Origin of the sequence: Gemmobacter sp., assembly GCF_046292685.1 — a bacterium.
In the GTDB taxonomy this organism is placed as follows: Bacteria; Pseudomonadota; Alphaproteobacteria; order Rhodobacterales; family Rhodobacteraceae; genus Wagnerdoeblera.
In genome coordinates this window covers 1-16,444 of record NZ_JBKBQM010000033.1, presented here as the reverse complement: position 1 = coordinate 16,444, position 16,444 = coordinate 1, and the positions used below count along the sequence as shown (strand labels likewise).

Annotated in this window: 15 protein-coding genes; 3 read left to right on the top strand and 12 right to left on the bottom strand. The window is 66.3% G+C overall.

The features are described from left to right. Window position 1 precedes the first annotated feature (1 nt). Window positions 2-532, bottom strand: coding sequence for an SH3 domain-containing protein (locus ACK4S2_RS10415; protein ID WP_409623777.1), 531 nt, complete (start codon window positions 530-532; stop codon window positions 2-4). A 135-nt stretch (window positions 533-667) separates the two neighbouring features. Here ACK4S2_RS10415 and ACK4S2_RS10410 point away from each other — a divergent pair, with 135 nt between their 5' ends. Further along, the gene (locus ACK4S2_RS10410; protein WP_409623775.1) at window positions 668-2,956 is read left to right on the top strand and encodes a DNA topoisomerase IV subunit A; all 2,289 of its coding nucleotides are present in this window, start codon (window positions 668-670) and stop codon (window positions 2,954-2,956) included. A gap of 70 nt (window positions 2,957-3,026) precedes the next feature. On the opposite strand, the gene lepA is transcribed toward ACK4S2_RS10410, so the two are convergent. Then, window positions 3,027-4,826 (bottom strand): translation elongation factor 4, encoded by a 1,800-nt coding sequence (gene lepA / locus ACK4S2_RS10405; protein ID WP_409623773.1) that lies wholly within the window; start codon window positions 4,824-4,826, stop codon window positions 3,027-3,029. A 111-nt stretch (window positions 4,827-4,937) separates the two neighbouring features. Beyond that, the gene (locus ACK4S2_RS10400; RefSeq protein WP_409623771.1) at window positions 4,938-5,471 is read right to left on the bottom strand and encodes a hypothetical protein; all 534 of its coding nucleotides are present in this window, start codon (window positions 5,469-5,471) and stop codon (window positions 4,938-4,940) included. Window positions 5,472-5,662: 191 nt separating this feature from the next. Here ACK4S2_RS10400 and infC point away from each other — a divergent pair, with 191 nt between their 5' ends. Next, window positions 5,663-6,202 carry a translation initiation factor IF-3 gene (gene infC / locus ACK4S2_RS10395; protein ID WP_409623815.1) on the top strand — a complete coding sequence of 180 codons (540 nt, stop codon included), beginning with the start codon at window positions 5,663-5,665 and terminating at the stop codon, window positions 6,200-6,202. Between the two features lie 126 nt (window positions 6,203-6,328). Here infC and ACK4S2_RS10390 read toward each other — a convergent pair whose 3' ends face one another. Then, window positions 6,329-6,613 (bottom strand): ArsR/SmtB family transcription factor, encoded by a 285-nt coding sequence (locus tag ACK4S2_RS10390; protein ID WP_409623813.1) that lies wholly within the window; start codon window positions 6,611-6,613, stop codon window positions 6,329-6,331. Between the two features lie 334 nt (window positions 6,614-6,947). On the opposite strand from ACK4S2_RS10390, the gene ACK4S2_RS10385 reads away from it, so the two are divergent. Next, window positions 6,948-7,952, top strand: coding sequence for a YeiH family protein (locus tag ACK4S2_RS10385; protein WP_409623811.1), 1,005 nt, complete (start codon window positions 6,948-6,950; stop codon window positions 7,950-7,952). Here the strand turns inward: ACK4S2_RS10385 and ACK4S2_RS10380 are convergent. The 8 genes from ACK4S2_RS10380 to ACK4S2_RS10345 form a co-directional block, all read right to left on the bottom strand. Further along, window positions 7,949-8,623, bottom strand: coding sequence for a DUF502 domain-containing protein (locus ACK4S2_RS10380; RefSeq protein WP_409623770.1), 675 nt, complete (start codon window positions 8,621-8,623; stop codon window positions 7,949-7,951). The two genes, ACK4S2_RS10385 and ACK4S2_RS10380, sit on opposite strands and share 4 nt — an antisense overlap. 76 nt (window positions 8,624-8,699) lie before the next feature. Further along, window positions 8,700-9,620: a pseudouridine-5'-phosphate glycosidase gene (locus ACK4S2_RS10375; protein WP_409623768.1), complete on the bottom strand. Its 921-nt coding sequence runs from the start codon at window positions 9,618-9,620 to the stop codon at window positions 8,700-8,702. Next, a complete protein-coding gene (locus tag ACK4S2_RS10370; RefSeq protein ID WP_409623766.1) occupies window positions 9,617-10,507 on the bottom strand; it encodes a PfkB family carbohydrate kinase in 891 nt (296 codons plus the stop codon). Before ACK4S2_RS10370 ends, ACK4S2_RS10375 begins: the two co-directional genes overlap by 4 nt. A 51-nt stretch (window positions 10,508-10,558) precedes the next feature. Then, window positions 10,559-11,863 (bottom strand): branched-chain amino acid ABC transporter permease, encoded by a 1,305-nt coding sequence (locus tag ACK4S2_RS10365; protein ID WP_409623764.1) that lies wholly within the window; start codon window positions 11,861-11,863, stop codon window positions 10,559-10,561. Next, the gene (locus ACK4S2_RS10360) at window positions 11,860-12,870 is read right to left on the bottom strand and encodes a branched-chain amino acid ABC transporter permease (RefSeq protein WP_409623762.1); all 1,011 of its coding nucleotides are present in this window, start codon (window positions 12,868-12,870) and stop codon (window positions 11,860-11,862) included. Before ACK4S2_RS10360 ends, ACK4S2_RS10365 begins: the two co-directional genes overlap by 4 nt. A 4-nt stretch (window positions 12,871-12,874) precedes the next feature. Then, a complete protein-coding gene (locus ACK4S2_RS10355; protein WP_409623760.1) occupies window positions 12,875-13,585 on the bottom strand; it encodes an ABC transporter ATP-binding protein in 711 nt (236 codons plus the stop codon). A 110-nt stretch (window positions 13,586-13,695) separates the two neighbouring features. After that, a complete protein-coding gene (locus tag ACK4S2_RS10350; protein ID WP_409623758.1) occupies window positions 13,696-14,487 on the bottom strand; it encodes an ABC transporter ATP-binding protein in 792 nt (263 codons plus the stop codon). A gap of 114 nt (window positions 14,488-14,601) precedes the next feature. Then, the gene (locus ACK4S2_RS10345) at window positions 14,602-15,786 is read right to left on the bottom strand and encodes an ABC transporter substrate-binding protein (RefSeq protein WP_409623756.1); all 1,185 of its coding nucleotides are present in this window, start codon (window positions 15,784-15,786) and stop codon (window positions 14,602-14,604) included. Window positions 15,787-16,444 lie beyond the last annotated feature (658 nt).

Here is a 16,444-nt window from a genome sequence, read left to right as displayed (position 1 = left end):
GCTAGGGCGCAAGCAGGCGGGCGGACACCCAGCCTTCGATCCCGTCACCTTGAATGCGGATGCGCAGCCAGCCGTTTGCGCCATCTTCGATAACTTCCACCTCCTCGCCGCGCGCCAGACGCCCGACCACATCATGCCCGCTCGAAGGGCCGCCTCGGACATTCGCACCGCTGGCGGTCACGCGACGGATGCTGCCGGCCGGCAATGCCGACACGCGGGTCGGTTCGGGCCGGGCGCTGGCCGTCATGGGCTGCACGGCTGCGGGGTCGATCACCGCTTCTTGCAGGATCGTCGGTCGTGTCGCTCCGCGGATCGGCGCATCGGCCAGACGCTGCATGCCGGCCGGCAGGACCGGGCGGGATGCGGTCGTGCCGGGGCGGGTCGCTTCGGGCTCCGTGGCGGGCGACGCCTTGGTTTCACCCGCTGCCGTCCGGTCCTGCGGCGCCGGCAGATTCAGCGTCATCACGGCATACAAGGCCAGTCCCAACCCGGCCAATAGCACCGCCAGCCGCATCAAACCCAAACCGGCCATGATGTTATCCTTTCTTCAAATGACTGCGCCGCCGCAATAATCCGCGCGCAAATCCAATCTCGTTCGGCCCGGCCCCCGGGCTGTGATGCGCAATTCGCACTGGACCGGGAACAGGGCGCGGATTACACCCTCCGCATGACCGAGATACCAGAAAATGGCCTGACCTCCGAGTCCCTTTCGCGGGCGATCGGGGCGCGCTACCTGCAATATGCGCTGTCGACCATCATGCACCGGGCCTTGCCCGATGCGCGCGACGGGCTGAAACCCGTGCATCGCCGCATCCTTTATGCGATGCGCGAATTGCGCCTGTCGTCCACCGGGGGCTTCCGCAAGTCGGCCAAGATCACCGGCGATGTGATGGGCAACTATCACCCGCACGGCGATGCCGCGATCTACGATGCGATGGCGCGGCTGGCGCAGGATTTTGCCATGCGCTATCCGCTGGTGGACGGGCAGGGCAACTTCGGCAACATCGACGGCGACAACCCGGCTGCCGCCCGCTATACCGAGGCGCGCATGGCCGCCACGGCCGAAGCGCTGCTGGAAGGGCTGGACGAAGACTCGGTCGACTTCCGCCCCAACTATGACGGCACGCTGCGCGAACCCGTGGTGCTGCCGGCAGCCTTTCCGAACCTGCTGGCCAATGGCGCCAGCGGCATTGCCGTGGGCATGGCCACCAACATTCCGCCGCACAACATCGGCGAACTGGTGGCAGGCTGCCTTGCGCTGATCGACGACCCTGCGCTGCCCGACGACGACCTGCTGCGCCACATCCCGGGCCCCGACTTTCCCACCGGCGGGGTGCTGGTCGAGGATCGCGCCGCCATCGCCGAAGCCTATCGCAGCGGTCGCGGCGCGTTCCGGTTGCGCGCCCGGTGGGAGAAAGAAGACCTGGGCCGCGGCAACTGGCAGATCGTGGTGCGCGAGATCCCCTATCAGGTGGCCAAGTCCAAGCTGATCGAGAAGCTGGCCGAACTGATCCAGCTGAAAAAGGTGCCGATCCTGGCCGATGTGCGCGACGAATCCGCCGACGATGTGCGCATCGTGCTGGAACCGCGCGCCCGCACCGTGGACCCCGAGATGCTGATGGGCCAGCTGTTTCGCAATTCGGACCTGGAAATCCGCTTTGCGCTGAACATGAACGTGCTGATCGATGGCAAGACGCCCAAGGTCTGTTCGCTGAAAGAGGTGCTGCGCGCCTTTCTGGACCACCGCCGCGACGTTCTGCAACGCCGCGCGCGGCACCGGATGGAAAAGATCGACCATCGGCTGGAGGTGCTGGAAGGCTTCATCATCGCCTATCTGAACCTCGATCGGGTCATCGACATCATCCGTTACGACGACGATCCGAAGGCCGCGCTGATGCGCGAGGTCTGGGGGCGCGATTTCCCCCGCGCCTTGTCGGAAAAGGATTACGTGCCCCCTGCCAAGGGCACCGGCGAACTGACCGAGGTGCAGGCCGAGGCGATCCTCAACATGCGGCTGCGGTCCTTGCGGCGGCTGGAGGAGCTGGAGCTTCGGCGCGAACGCGACGCGTTGAAGAAGGAACGCGCCGAGCTGGAGGCGCTGCTCGGGTCCGAGCGCCGGCAGTGGAAGCGGATCGGCGAGGAACTGCGCAAGGTCGCGCTGGATTTCGGCGCTGACACACCCGCCGGGCGCCGCCGCACCGGATTTGCCGAGGCCGGCGAGGTGGTGGAACTTTCCGCCGAGGCCATGATCGAACGCGAACCGATCACGGTGATCTGTTCGCGCATGGGCTGGGTGCGCGCGCTGAAAGGCCACGTGGCACTGGACGCGGAACAGAAGTTCAAGGATGGCGACGGCCCGCGCTTTGCCTTTCACGCCGAAACCACCGACAAGATCCTGCTGTTCGGCGCGAACGGGCGGTTCTACACCTTGTCGGCCGTGGCCTTGCCTGGCGGGCGCGGCATGGGCGAACCTGTGCGCCTGATGGTGGACCTGCCCAACGATGCCGAAATCGTCGATCTGCTGATCTTCCGGCCCGGCGAAAAGCTGATCGTGGCCTCCGAGGTCGGCGATGGCTTTGTCGTGGCCAGCGACGAGGTGCTGGCCCAGACCCGCGCCGGCAAGGCGGTTCTGACGCTGGCCGAAGGCGTCAAGGCCCGGCTGGTGCGCAAGGTCGCCGGCGACCACGTGGCCACGGTCGGCGACAACCGCAAGCTTTTGGTGTTTCCGCTGGTGCAGATCCCGGAAATGCAGCGCGGCAAAGGCGTGCGGTTGCAGAAGTTCAAGGACGGTGGCCTGTCGGACCTGACGACGCTGACGCTGGCGCAGGGCCTGTCGTGGAAAGACCCGGCCGGCCGCACCAGAACCGAACCCGACCTGACCGAGTGGCTTGCACACCGCGCCACCGCCGGCCGCATGGCGCCGCGCGGTTTCCCGCGCGACAACACCTTCGGCTGACACGGCCGATGCAAAAAAACGCGCCCCGGACCGCGGCCCGGGGCGCCTTTGCCGTTTTGGGCGGTTCGGCTCAGCTGTCCATCTTCAGCGCGTTGATGAAGGCTTCCTGAGGGATTTCCACCTTGCCGAACTGACGCATCTTCTTCTTGCCGGCCTTCTGCTTGTCCAGCAGCTTGCGCTTGCGGGTGGCGTCGCCGCCATAGCACTTGGCGGTCACGTCCTTGCGCATCGCCGACAGGGTCTCGCGCGCGATCACGCGGCCGCCGATGGCCGCCTGGATCGGTATCTTGAACATGTGCCGGGGGATCAGCTCTTTGAGCTTTTCCACCATCGCGCGGCCCCGCGCCTCGGCCCGGTCGCGGTGGACCATCATCGACAGCGCGTCCACGGGTTCGTCGTTCACCAGGATCGACATTTTCACCAGGTAATCCTCGCGGTAGCCGGTGATCGAATAGTCAAAGCTGGCGTAGCCCTTGGTCACCGACTTCAGCCGGTCGTAGAAATCGAACACCACCTCGTTCAGCGGCAGGTCGTATTCCACCATCGCGCGGTTGCCGGCATAGGTCAGGTTCAGCTGGATGCCGCGCCGATCCTGGCAAAGCTTGAGGATATCGCCCAGGTATTCGTCAGGCACCATGATGGTTGCCTTGATCCGTGGTTCCTCGATATGGTCCACATGGGTCAGGTCGGGCATGTCGGCGGGGTTGTGGAGCTCGCGCACCTCGCCACTCCGCATGTGCAGGTGATAGACCACCGAAGGCGCCGTGGTAATCAGATCCAGGTCGTATTCGCGTTCCAGCCGGTCGCGGATGACCTCGAGGTGCAAGAGCCCGAGGAATCCGCAGCGAAAGCCGAAGCCGAGCGCGGCCGAGGTTTCCATCTCGTAGCTGAAACTTGCGTCGTTCAACGCAAGCTTTTCGATGGCGTCGCGCAGCGCTTCGAAATCGGCGGCATCCACCGGGAACAATCCGCAGAACACCACCGGCTGCGCCGGTTTGAAGCCGGGCAGGGCGGCATCGCAGGGCTTGCGTTCGTGAGTGATCGTGTCGCCCACGCGGGTGTCGCGCACCTGCTTGATGGAGGCGGTGAAGACGCCGATCTCGCCGGGGCCAAGCTCGGGCCAGTCCACCATCTTGGGGCGCAGCACCGCGAGCTTGTCGATGCCGTAGACCGCGCCGGTCTGCATCATCTTGATGCGGTCGCCTTTGCGCACAACGCCGTCCATCACGCGGATCATCACGACAACGCCCAGATAGGCATCATACCAGCTGTCCACCAGCATGGCCTTCAGGGGTGCATTGCGGTCGCCCATGGGCGGCGGCAGGCGGGTGACGATGGCTTCCAGCACGTCGGGAATGCCCAGGCCGGTCTTGGCCGAAATCATCACCGCATCGGACGCGTCCAGGCCGATCACGTCTTCGATGTTTTCCTTTACCCGGTCAGGGTCGGCGGCCGGCAGGTCGATCTTGTTCAGCACCGGCACGATCTCGTGCCCGGCGTCGATCGCCTGATAGACGTTGGCCAGCGTCTGCGCCTCGACCCCTTGCGAGGCGTCCACCACCAGCAGCGAGCCTTCGACCGCGCGCATGGAGCGGGAAACCTCGTAGGCGAAATCGACGTGCCCGGGGGTGTCGATCAGGTTCAGCACATAGGTTTCGCCATCCTTCGCCTTGTAGTCGATGCGAACGGTGTTGGCCTTGATGGTGATGCCGCGTTCGCGCTCGATATCCATGCTGTCGAGCAACTGCTCCTTCATGTCGCGGTCGGCGACAGTGCCGGTCGACTGGATCAGCCGGTCGGCGAGCGTGGATTTGCCGTGGTCGATATGGGCCACGATCGAGAAGTTGCGGATGTGCTGCAGGTCGGTCATGGCCGCGCATATAGCCTGCCGCCTTGAAGCCGGAAAGGGGGATTGCGCGTGCCCGGGCTGCCCGCGCGCAAAAGGCCGGGCGCCCGTGCGGGGCGCCCGGACCCTCGCGTGTCAAAGACCCAGCGCGGCCTTGATCTGGGTGATCGCGGTATCGACCAGGGCGGGGTTGGCGCCAGCTGCCTCGACCAGCGTTTTCAGCGTCATGCGGGTCGAGTCGTCCAGTGTGGTGGCATCGAGCGCCGCATTGATGCGGGCCGCATCGAAGTTCGCCGGGTCGAGGGCGGCCCCGAGCGAGGCCAGCGCATCCTGCGCGGCCTTGGCCGCGGCGTCGGCGGCCTCGGTCGCCTTGGCGGCGGCTTCCTCGGCAGCGGCCTTGGCGGCGGCAGCAGCCTCCTCGGCGGCTTTTCGGGCGGCTTCCTCGGCTTCGGCCGCAGCCTTGGCAGCGGCTTCCGCGGCGGCCTTGCGCTCGGCTTCGGCGGCTTCTTCTGCGGCCTTCCTGGCGGCTTCCTCGGCTTCGGCCCGGGCGGCGGCTTCGGCTTGCGCGGCCTGTTCTGCCGCCTGGCGGGCCGGAACGACGCTGAACTGGTAGTAGCCGCCCGCGGCGGCCAGCACCAGAATCGCACCGATGATGACGGATTTGTTCATGTGAGTCTCCTGCCGATCGTGTTGCTTCCCGCGGGGTTGCCAGACGGCGCGGCCAAAGAAAAGGGCAAATGCTGCGCTGCCGCAACGCAAGCGAAAGCCTGCCGACCGGTCTCGCGGGGTTTTGCGGGTTGAACCCGACGCACCGAAAGTCTATTTTGCGCGCCACGATCCATGACCGAAGGAGCAAAGCCATAGCCCGCAGACCTCACAACGCCCCGCCGCAACGCGAAACCGGGCCGCGCGTGAACGACCGCATCCGTGCACCGGAGATTCGCCTGATCGGGGCGAATGGCGAAAACATCGGAGTTGTGACCCCGTCGCGCGCCCTGATGCTGGCCGAAGAAGCGGGGCTCGACCTTGTCGAAATCTCGCCCAATGCCGAACCGCCGGTCTGCAAGATCATGGACTTCGGCAAGTTCAAGTACGAACAGCAAAAGCGCGAAGCCGAGGCGCGCAAGAAACAGAAGATCATCGAGATCAAGGAAATCAAGTTCCGCCCCGGGACAGACGACCACGATTACGATGTAAAGATGCGCTCTGTGCTGAAATTCCTGGGCGAAGGCGACAAGGTCAAGATCACGCTGCGCTTCCGCGGGCGCGAGATGGCGCACCAGCAGCTTGGCATGGACCTGTTGAATCGCGTGGCCGCCGATGTGGCCGAGGTCGGCAAGATCGAATCCATGCCCAAGCTCGAAGGGCGCCAGATGGTGATGATGATCGCGCCGAAATAATCGCGCGTCGGTGTGCCCTGAAAAATGCGCAGCACAATGAAGATGCCCCGCCGGTCGGCGGGGCTTTTTTGCCTGGATACGGTCGAGGCTCGTGGTCCGGCCTCAGATCGAGGGCCCGCAAACCGATCAGTGCTTGTGGCAGAACAGGTCGTAGACGAGGCCAATGGCGCTGCGCACCTTGGGGTCGTGCAGGAAATAGTAAATCGCCTTGCCTTCGCGCCGGCACGACACCAGCCCTTCCATCCGCAGGCGGGCGAGCTGCTGGCTGACGGCGGCCTGCCGGCTGTCGAGCAGTTTTTCCAGCTCGGTCACCGATTTTTCGCCCGACGACAGATGGCACAGGATCATCAGCCGCCCCTCGTGGGCCAGTGCCTTCAGGAATGCGGCCGCGGCGCGGGCATTCGCTTCCATCTCGGAGGCGGGCAGCGGCGTGCAGCCGGGCACCACAGGCTCGGCGTCGATCTGATTGGGCATGCCGGACCGAAGGTCCATGGCCGGATCCTTTCCTGTGTTACCCCACGCGGCACGCATGCGCCGGCGTTGCGCCTGATCTGGGCTCCAGAAGCGGCATTGCAAGTGCCTGTCAAGCAGTTTCTTGATTTATAGCATGCGATTGCGGGCATCGGTAGCGTTCGAGTTGCCGCAGGCATCGGGTGCACAGACGCCCGTCCGGTTGCCGCGAAATACGACATGAGCGCGGCGAAAAATGGCAGGAACCGAATGGGATCGCCTGCTAAGCCAAGGCATGGACTGGGATTTGCTTTCTCCGGGGTGGTGGCGCGCGCATCTGCCCGGGCTCATGGTGGCCGCGCTTGTGGCAGTGGCGGCGCAGTTCCTGTCGGAACATTATGGCGCGCCGGCGATGCTGATGGCGATTCTCCTTGGGATCGCGCTGAACTTTCTGTCGGAGGAGGGGCGCACGGCCCCCGGCATCGCCTTTGCCGCGCGCGGGGTGCTGCGGTTGGGGGTGGCGCTGCTGGGCCTGCGCATCAGTGCCGAGCTGTTCCTGGGCCTCGGCTGGCCGGTTCTGGCGCTGATTCTTGCCGGGGTCGTTGCCACCATCGGTTTCGGGCTGCTGGCGGCGCCCCGGTTTCGTGCGGCACGCGGCTTCGGTTTTCTGACCGGCGGTGCGGTGGCCATTTGCGGTGCTTCAGCGGCGATGGCGCTGGCGGCCCTGTTGCCCCGCGGCGAAAAGGGCGAACGCGACCTTGTGTTTGCGGTGGTCGGGGTGACGATCCTGTCCACGTTGGCGATGATCGCCTATCCGATGCTGGCGGCGGCGCTGGGGCTCGACCATCGGCTGACCGGCGTGTTTCTGGGCGCGACCATTCACGATGTGGCACAGGTGGTCGGGGCCGGCTTTTCGGTTTCGCCCGACACCGGCGAGGTCGCCACGCTGGTCAAGCTGATCCGCGTGGCGTTGCTGGCGCCGGTGGTGCTGGTGGCGGCGCTGGTCCTGCGCGGCAAGGCTGGCGGCGACCGGCCGCCGTTGTTGCCGGGCTTCGTTCTGGGGTTTCTGGCGCTGGCAACGCTCAATTCCATGCTGGTGCTGCCGCACTGGCTGACGGCGGCAGCGGGCGACATTTCGCGCGCAGCCCTGCTGATGGCGGTGGCGGCGGTGGGGATGAAAACCTCGGTTGCGCGGTTGATGCAGGTGGGCGCCGGGGCCATGGCACTGCTGCTGGCGGAAACCGCGTTCCTGGCCGCGCTGGTGCTGACCGGCCTTTGGGTTCTGGAGACGGTCGGTTAGCCCTGGCCAGGCGGCGGCAACGCCGGTTCCTTGGCGTTGGGATAGACCAACCCGGCCGAAATGATGAGCTTGGCCGCATCTTCGACCTTCATCTCCAGCAGGATCACGTCGCGCGCCGGCACATACAGCAGAAAGCCCGACGTGGGGTTCGGCGTGGTCGGCAGAAAGACCGAGAGGATTTCGCCGTGGTCGCCCAGGGCCTGGGCAAGTTCGCCCTTGGCCCGGGTCGAGACAAAGCCGATGGCCCAGATGCCGGGGCGGGGGTATTCCACCAGACAGGCGCGGTCGAACTTGGTATCGGTCTGGGCAAAGACGGTTTCGGCAATCTGCTTGACCCCGCCATAGATCGACCGGACGACCGGCATCCGGTCCACCAGGTTTTCCGCCCAGCGGATCAGCGACCGGCCGATCAGCCCCTTGGCGACCCAGCCCACAATCACGGTGAAAACCAGAAACACCACCAGCCCGACCCCGCGCAGGTCCACCCCGACCAGCGCATCGGGGCGGAACTGCCAGGGGATCAGCGGCAGAACCCAGCCGTCGATCCAGCCGGTGACGCTCCAGATCAGCCAGCCAGTCAGGAAGACCGGCGCAATCACCACCAGCCCGGTCAGAAAGCTGGCGCGGATGCCTGCGGTCAGGCTGCGGCGAGGGCGTTTCGGGTCGGACATCGGCTTCTCCGGGCGGCACAGGCACTGTGACCTAAGCATGCCGTTGCACCGGCACAAGGTTGCGACAGTGCGGGTTTCACCCCCGCGAAAGGCGCGACAGCTCCACGGCGATCGCTGCCCCGAGCCGGGCATTGGCAAGCACCAGTGCCGTGTTGCTTTCCAGCGACCGCCCGCCCGTCAAGGCCACGATCCGGTCCAGCAGGAAGGGGGTCACCGCCTTGGCAGCGATGCCTTGCGCCGCGGCTTCGGCAAGGGCGGTCTCGATGGCGGGGCCGATCTCTTGCAGCGGCACCTCGTGTTCGGGCGGAATGGGGTTGGCGACCAGTTGCCCGCCGGGCAGGCCCAGGCGGCCGCGCATCAGGTGGGCGGCGGCGATGGTGGCCGGGTCGTCGGCACGCATTGGCGCCTTCATCCCGCTGGAGCGCGACCAGAAGGCGGGAAAATCGTCCTGGCCGAAGGCGATCACAGGCACGCCCAGCGATTCCAGCACCTCCAGCGTCTTGGGCAGGTCCAGAATGGCCTTGGCGCCGGCTGCCACCACCGTAACCGGGGTGGCGCCGAGTTCGTAAAGGTCGGCCGAGATGTCGAAGCTGGTTTCGGCCCCGCGGTGCACCCCGCCGATGCCGCCGGTGGCAAACACGCCGATCCCCGCCAGATGCGCGCAGATCATCGTGGCGGCCACGGTGGTTGCCCCCACCTCGCCGGTCACCAGGCAATGCGCCAGGTCGGCGCGGCTCAGCTTGCGGGCGTGGGGGGTGCGGCCCAGCGTGTCCAGCGCGGCGTCGTCCAGCCCCACGCGGATGGCACCGCCCATGATGGCGATGGTCGCCGGCACCGCACCGCCGGCGCGCACCGCCGCCTCGACCGCGCGGGCCGTATCGACGTTGGTGGGGTAAGGCATCCCGTGCGTGATGATGGTGGATTCCAGCGCCACCACCGGCCTTCCGGCATCGAGTGCTGCGCGCACTTCGGGGATGAAATGCAAGGGCAGGGTCATGTTCCGATCTCTCCCGAGACATAAACGGCCGCGCGCTGCAAAGCCTCGGTCAGGGCCTGGCTGCGCGAGGCGCCGCGCGATTCCGCCGCGACATGCGCGGCCATGAAGGTGTCGCCCGCGCCTGTCACCCGGGTGACCATCACCGGCGGCGGCGCGCCCGTCAGCACCTCGGCGCCGCGGGTGGCTTCGGCGGCCATGCGGCCCCCGTCGGTCACCACGGCCCGCGCGGCACCGCGCGCGACGAGGCCGGCCGCCGCCTCGGCAGCATCGGCAAAGTCGGTCTGGCACAAGAGGCCCGCTTCCTCGCGGTTCACATACAGCGTGGCGCGGGCATGGCCGATCAGCGGGCGCAGCCGGTCGGCCTTGCCGGGGCTGGCGGGGGCCACGCGCAGGTCGGCACCGGCGAACACCGGTGATGTGGCGATGTCGGACAAGAGCCCGAGCGTCAGGTTGCCGTCCAGCGCCACAAGGCCGGTGTAGGGGGTGGGCAGGCGCCCATCCTCGAACGGGCGCAGAATCCGCGCACCGGCAGCCTCCAGCGAATGCGCATCGGCTATGGCGGCGATCAGGCCGTTCGCGCCTTCGATGGCCATGTAGCGGTCGGTGGGCAGGTCGTCCGACCTGTAGACCAGCGCGGTTTCAAGCCCGAGGTGCCGGCAGGCCGCCATCAGATCCTCGCCCTGGCTGTCGCGCCCGATGCACGACAGCAGCGCCGGCCGCATGCCGAACCGCGCCAGCATCATGGCGATGTTCAGCGCAACGCCGCCGGGCAGGCGGGTGATGCGGCCGGGCACATCGGACCCCAGCCGCATCACCGCCGACGAGCGGCCGATCACATCCCACAGCACCGAACCGATGCACAGAACGTCGAAGTCCGCCGTGCGCATCGCGCCTCCCGTCAAGCCTGGCCATCGCGTCCGGCGAAGGCCGGGCGCCCGTCACTTCTCGGGTATCAACCCGCGCGGGCTGAAGCGCAAGACCAGCAGCAACACCAACCCCATCGTCAGCAAACGCATATGCGCGGCCGCATCGGTCAGGTGCGCCTTCAGCCACGACCCTTCGGACATGCCCATCGTCAGCACCGTCAGCAGGTTCAGGCCGAGGGGTTCCACCATGACCCAAAGCCACCAGATCAGGAACCCGCCCAGGATAGCGCCCCAGTTGTTGCCCGAACCGCCGACGATGACCATCACCCAGACCAGAAAGGTAAACCGCAACGGCTGGTAGCTGCCCGGGGTCAACTGCCCGTCCAGCGTGGTCATCATGGCACCCGCGATGCCGCAGATCGCCGAGCCCAGAACAAAGACCTGAAGGTGGCGCCGGGTCACATCCTTGCCCATCGCGGCGGCAGCAACCTCGTTGTCGCGGATGGCGCGCATCATCCGGCCCCAGGGCGAACGCCAGGCGGATTCCACCAGCCATACCAGCACCAGCAGCACCACCAGGAACAGCCCGGCATAGCACAGCTTGACCACGATCGAGCTTGCGGTGGCCAGATCGAGGCCCCAGTCCGCCGCCCAGGCCCGGAACCCCGGCGCCTGCTGCAGATCCACCTCGAAAGGCACCGGGCGGGGCAGGCCGGTCACGTTCTTGACGCCGCGCGCCAGCCAATCCTCGTTCTTCAGCACCGCGATGACGATTTCGGAAATGCCCAGCGTTGCGATGGCCAGGTAATCCGACCGCAGGCCCAGGGCCGTCTTGCCGATCAGCCAGGCCGCGCCGGCGGCCAGCAGCCCGCCCGCAGGCCAGGCCAGCAGGATCGGCAGCCCCAACCCGCCCAGATAGCCGGTGCTGGCCGGGTTCACCGCCTCGACTGCGCGCACCGCCGGGTCGAAGACCTGCGAGTACAGCACGAAGCCGACGATCAGCACCGCCAGCAATGCGATGCCCCGCACCCGCCCCTTGGGCAGCCGCGTCCAGACCAGCACCGCCGCCACCATCGACGCGGCACCCACCACCAGGCCCAGCAGCACGCGCACGCCGCCGGCGGCCCAGGCGGCTTCGACCGGCGGCATGGCGACCAGCACGGTTGCCAGGCCCCCCAGGGCCACAAATCCCATGATGCCCACGTTGAACAGCCCGGCATAGCCCCACTGCATGTTCACCCCCAGCGCCATGATGGCGCTGATCAGGCCCATGTTCACGATGGTCAGGGTCAGGTTCCAGCCATAGATCATGGCGGTTCCGAAATAGAGCACCGCCAGCGCCGCAAAAAGCGCGAGATTGCGCAGGTTCACGCTCATAGCGATTTCCCCTTGAAGATGCCGGTGGGCTTTATCAGCAGCACGATCACCAGAATGGCAAAGCTGACCGCGAACTTGTAGTCGGTGCCCATCAACTGCACCAACCCTTCGGGCGCCCATTCTGCCGGCAGCAGATAGGTCAGAACCTTTTTCCAGGCATAGGTCACCGTGACTTCGGAAAACGCGATCACGAAGCCGCCCGCAATCGCCCCGATCGGGTTGCCAAGCCCCCCGACGACCGCCGCAGCAAAGATCGGCAGCAAAAGCTGGAAATAGGTGAAGGCCTTGAAGCTCTTGTCGAGGCCGTAAAGAACCCCGGCGGTGGTCGCCAGCGCGGCAACGATGATCCAGGTAACGGCCACGACCCGCTCGGGGTTGATGCCCGAAAGCAGCGCCAGGTCCTCGTTGTCGGAAAACGCCCGCATCGATTTCCCGGTGCGGGTGCGGTTCAGAAACCAGAACAGCGCCGCCACCGCCATCACCGCGACCACCAGCGTGATCGCCTGCGTGGTGCGGAAGGCCAAGCCCTCCTCCAGCCCGGTCGCCGCGCGGAAGTCGCGGGCGTTGATGATGAAACGCTCGCCGTCGGCAAAATTGATGTCGTTCACCCCGATGATGAAGCGCGTGATACCGTTCATCACGAACATCACCCCCATCGACACCATCACCAGGATCACCGGCGCCGCCTTGACCTTGCGGTAAAAGCGATAGACCACCCGGTCGGTGGCCAGCACCATCAGCGCCGTGGCCGCGATCCCGAAAGGCAGCGCCAGCAGCGCCGTCGGCAGCGGCCCGAAGGTGATCCCCAGTGCCACGAAGCCCCAGGTCACCAGGATGGTCAGCGCCGTGCCGAAGGCCATGGTGTCGCCGTGGGCAAAGTTGGAAAACCGCAGGATGCCGTAAACCAGCGTCACCCCCAGCGCCCCCAGCGCCAGTTGCGCGCCATAGGCCGCCCCCGGAATGATGACAAAGTTCAGCATCGCCACGATGGCGTTGAGAATATCCATCGCCTCAGCCCCCCAGGAACGAACGCCGGACCTCGGGGTCCGCCAGCAACGCCTTGCCCGTGTCGGTAAAACGGTTGGCGCCTTGCACCAGCACATAGCCCTTGTCGGCGATCTCCAGCGCCTGGCGGGCGTTCTGCTCCACCATCAGGATGGAAATGCCGGTGCGCGCCACCTCGATGATCCGGTCGAACAACTCGTCCATCACGATCGGGGAAACCCCCGCCGTCGGTTCATCCAGCATCAGCACCGATGGCCGCGTCATCAGCGCGCGCCCCACCGCAACCTGCTGGCGCTGGCCACCCGACAGTTCTCCTGCCGGCTGCAGCCGCTTCTGCTTGAGGATCGGAAACAGGTCGTAAACCTGCGTCATCGTATCGCGGAAATCGTCGGTGCGGATGAAGGCGCCCATCTCCAGGTTTTCCTCGACCGTCATCGAGGTGAAGATGTTGTGGGTCTGCGGCACAAATCCCATGCCCTTGATCACGCGCGCCTGGGGGCTCAGGCCGGTGATATCCTCACCCGCCAGCCGGACGCGCCCCTGGCGCAGCTTCAGCATGCCGAACACCGCCTTCATCGCGGTGGACTTGCCGGCACCGTTCGGCCCGACGATCACCGCGATCTCGCCTTTCTCGACCGCCAGCGTGCAGCCGTGCAGGATGTCGGCGCCGCCATAGCCGCCGGTCATGCCTTCGCCGATCAGAAAGGGTTCAGCCATGCTGCACCCCCTGCCGCACCGAAAGCACCCGCGCCTTCATTTTCTGTCCGAAAATATCCCGGGGGGTCCGGGGGGCAGCGCCCCCCGGCGCCGGCCACACGGCGCCACGTTCAACCATGCGCGGCCTCCTCCTTGACCTTGTTCTTCAGGCCGGTGCCCAGATAGGCCTCGATCACCCGCTCGTCGTTCCTGACCTCGTCCACCGTGCCTTGCGCCAGCACCTTGCCTTCGGCCATGCAGATCACCGGGTTGCACAGGCGGGCAATGAAATCCATGTCGTGCTCGATCACGCAGAAGGTATAGCCGCGCTCCTTGTTCAGCCGCACGATGGCATCGCCGATGGTATTCAGCAGAGTGCGGTTCACGCCCGCCCCGACCTCGTCCAGGAACACGATCTTCGCGTCCACCATCATGGTGCGGCCCAGTTCGAGCAGCTTTTTCTGCCCGCCGGAAATCTGGCTGGCCTTCTGGTCGGCCAGATGGCTGATGGTCAGGAACTCCAGCACCTCGTCGGCCTTGTCGCGCAAGGCGCGCTCCTCGGCGGCAATGCGCTTGCGCCCGAACCAGGTGTTCCACAGCGTTTCGCCCGACTGGCCCGAGGGCACCATCATCAGGTTCTCGCGCACGGTCATGCTGCCGAATTCGTGGGCGATCTGAAAGGTGCGCAGCAGCCCCTTGGCGAACAGCTGGTGCGGCGGCAACCCGGTGATGTCCTCGCCCGCCATCAGCACGCGGCCCGACGTGGGCGGCAGGCGCCCGGCGATCACGTTGAAAAGCGTGGTCTTTCCTGCGCCGTTCGGCCCGATCAACCCGGTGATCGACCCCGTGGCGATTTCCAGCGAGGCACCGTCGACGGCCCGGAATCCGCCGAAATGCCTGTGCAGATCCTGCACAACGATCATGTCCGTCTCCCCGATGGGCGCACCGTTTCCGATCTGGCGGCCGGTGGCTCCGTCTCGTTACGGCAACGGCCCGGAATGCTCCGGGCCGCGCCAGTTCACCTGCAGATCACAGGATCAGCGGAAGCGGACGGTCACGATCTTGCCGCCCTTCATCTCGAACTCGCGGTAGTTGCCGGCGGATTCGCCGGGCCCGATCAGTTCGACCGAGGTCGCGCCGACATAGTCAACGTCGCCGCCGTTCTTGAGGATTTCCAGCGCCTTGGCCAGCTCGCCCGGCATGATGGGTTCGCCCGGCCCGTTGGCCACGTCCATCACCTTGTCCTTGTAGACCTGCGGGTCGCTGGACCCGGCCGCCTGCATCGCCAGCAGGATCAGCGCCGCGGCGTCGTAGGCTTCGGGCGAGAAGGCGTTCTTCGGGTTGTAGCCCGCAGCCGCGCCCATCTCGTGATACTTCGACACGCCGTCGCCTTCGGTGCCCGGGTGCTGGCCGAACGAACCTTCGGTCTTGGCGGCGAAGTTGTCTTCCAGCGCCTGGCTGAACATGCCGTCGGGGAACATGAAGGTGTCGAAGGCGCCGCTGTCGATGGCGCCGTTGGTGATGCCGGCGCCGCCCTGGTCGATGTAACCGGCCACCACCAGCACTTCGCCACCGGCCGAGGCCAGTGCGCCGACTTCGGCCGAATAGTCGGCCTTGCCGTCTTCATGCGGGGCGCTGATCGTCACGGTGCCGCCCTGGGCGGTGAAGGCGGCCGCAAAGCTGTCGGCCAGGCCCTTGCCGTAGTCGTTGTTGGTGTAGGACACGGCCACCTTGGTGATGCCGCGATCCTTCAGGATGTCGGCCATGACCTGACCCTGACGCGCGTCCGACGGCGCGGTGCGGAAGAACAGGCCCTTGTCGTCCACGGTGCTCAGGCCGGGCGAGGTTGCCGAGGGCGAGATCATCACCATGCCGTTCGGCACGGCCACATTGGTCAGCGCCGCGGTCGTCACGCCCGAGCAGTCGCCGCCGACGATGCCCTTGACCTTGTCCGAGGTGATGAGGCGTTCCGCCGAGGCGGTGGCCAGCGCCGCGTCGACGCAGCCCGAATCGGCGCGGACCGGCGTGACGGTCGCGCCGTTCAGCAGCAGCCCCGAATCCGAAACTTCCTTCATCGCCAGTTCCGCGCCCGACGCCATGTCGGGGGCCAGCGATTCCAGCGGGCCGGTGAAGCCGAGCAGGATGCCGATCTTGATTTCCTCGGCCTGCGCAGCGCCCGCCAGCGCAAAGGCGGCGGTCGAGGCCAGAAGCAGTTTCTTCATGCGATACTCCCTAGGTCGCGGACCTTCGGTCCTGTTGTGGTTTCGTCGTCTAGACCGGGTGGCAGCACGCCACGCGGGGCTGCCCGGCGTCGAGATATCTCCCTGATCCGCCGGTTTGCCCGGTTCTGGACGGGCGCCTTGCGCCCTGGTCCCTAGCTAGCCCATCCGCGCGGCGCTGACCAGTCCCCCCTTTGATGCCGTTGTGCGGGATCGGATCGGGCGCTAACATCCGCAATGCGGTGTGACCCGCCCGACCGGGGGCAATCGGCAGAGCCAGGACGGGCGGCAACCGGCACAGGCGGTGCGGAGGGGTTTGCGATGAACATGATCGAGGCCACCAAGGCCTGTTTTTCCAACTATGTCACCTTTACCAGGCTGCTGAAGAAGTCCACGAGGCGGAACAGTTTTCCCTCTGTTTGGGCGGCAGCGGTGAGCGTCTTGCTGGTCGAGGCGAGGTATGGGTGCCCGATGCCACCCCTCGTCGTCATGCGGCCAGCAGCCGGGGCAGTCGGGCGAGGTTGTTGGCGGCCATCGTCAGGGCGTTGTTGCACAACTCTGACCGTGCGGGATTCACATCGTGAATCCATGCGGTTAGACAGACCGGATGAGCAAGCCGATACCCGCCCGCTACCGCACGACGAACTGGTCCAGCTATACT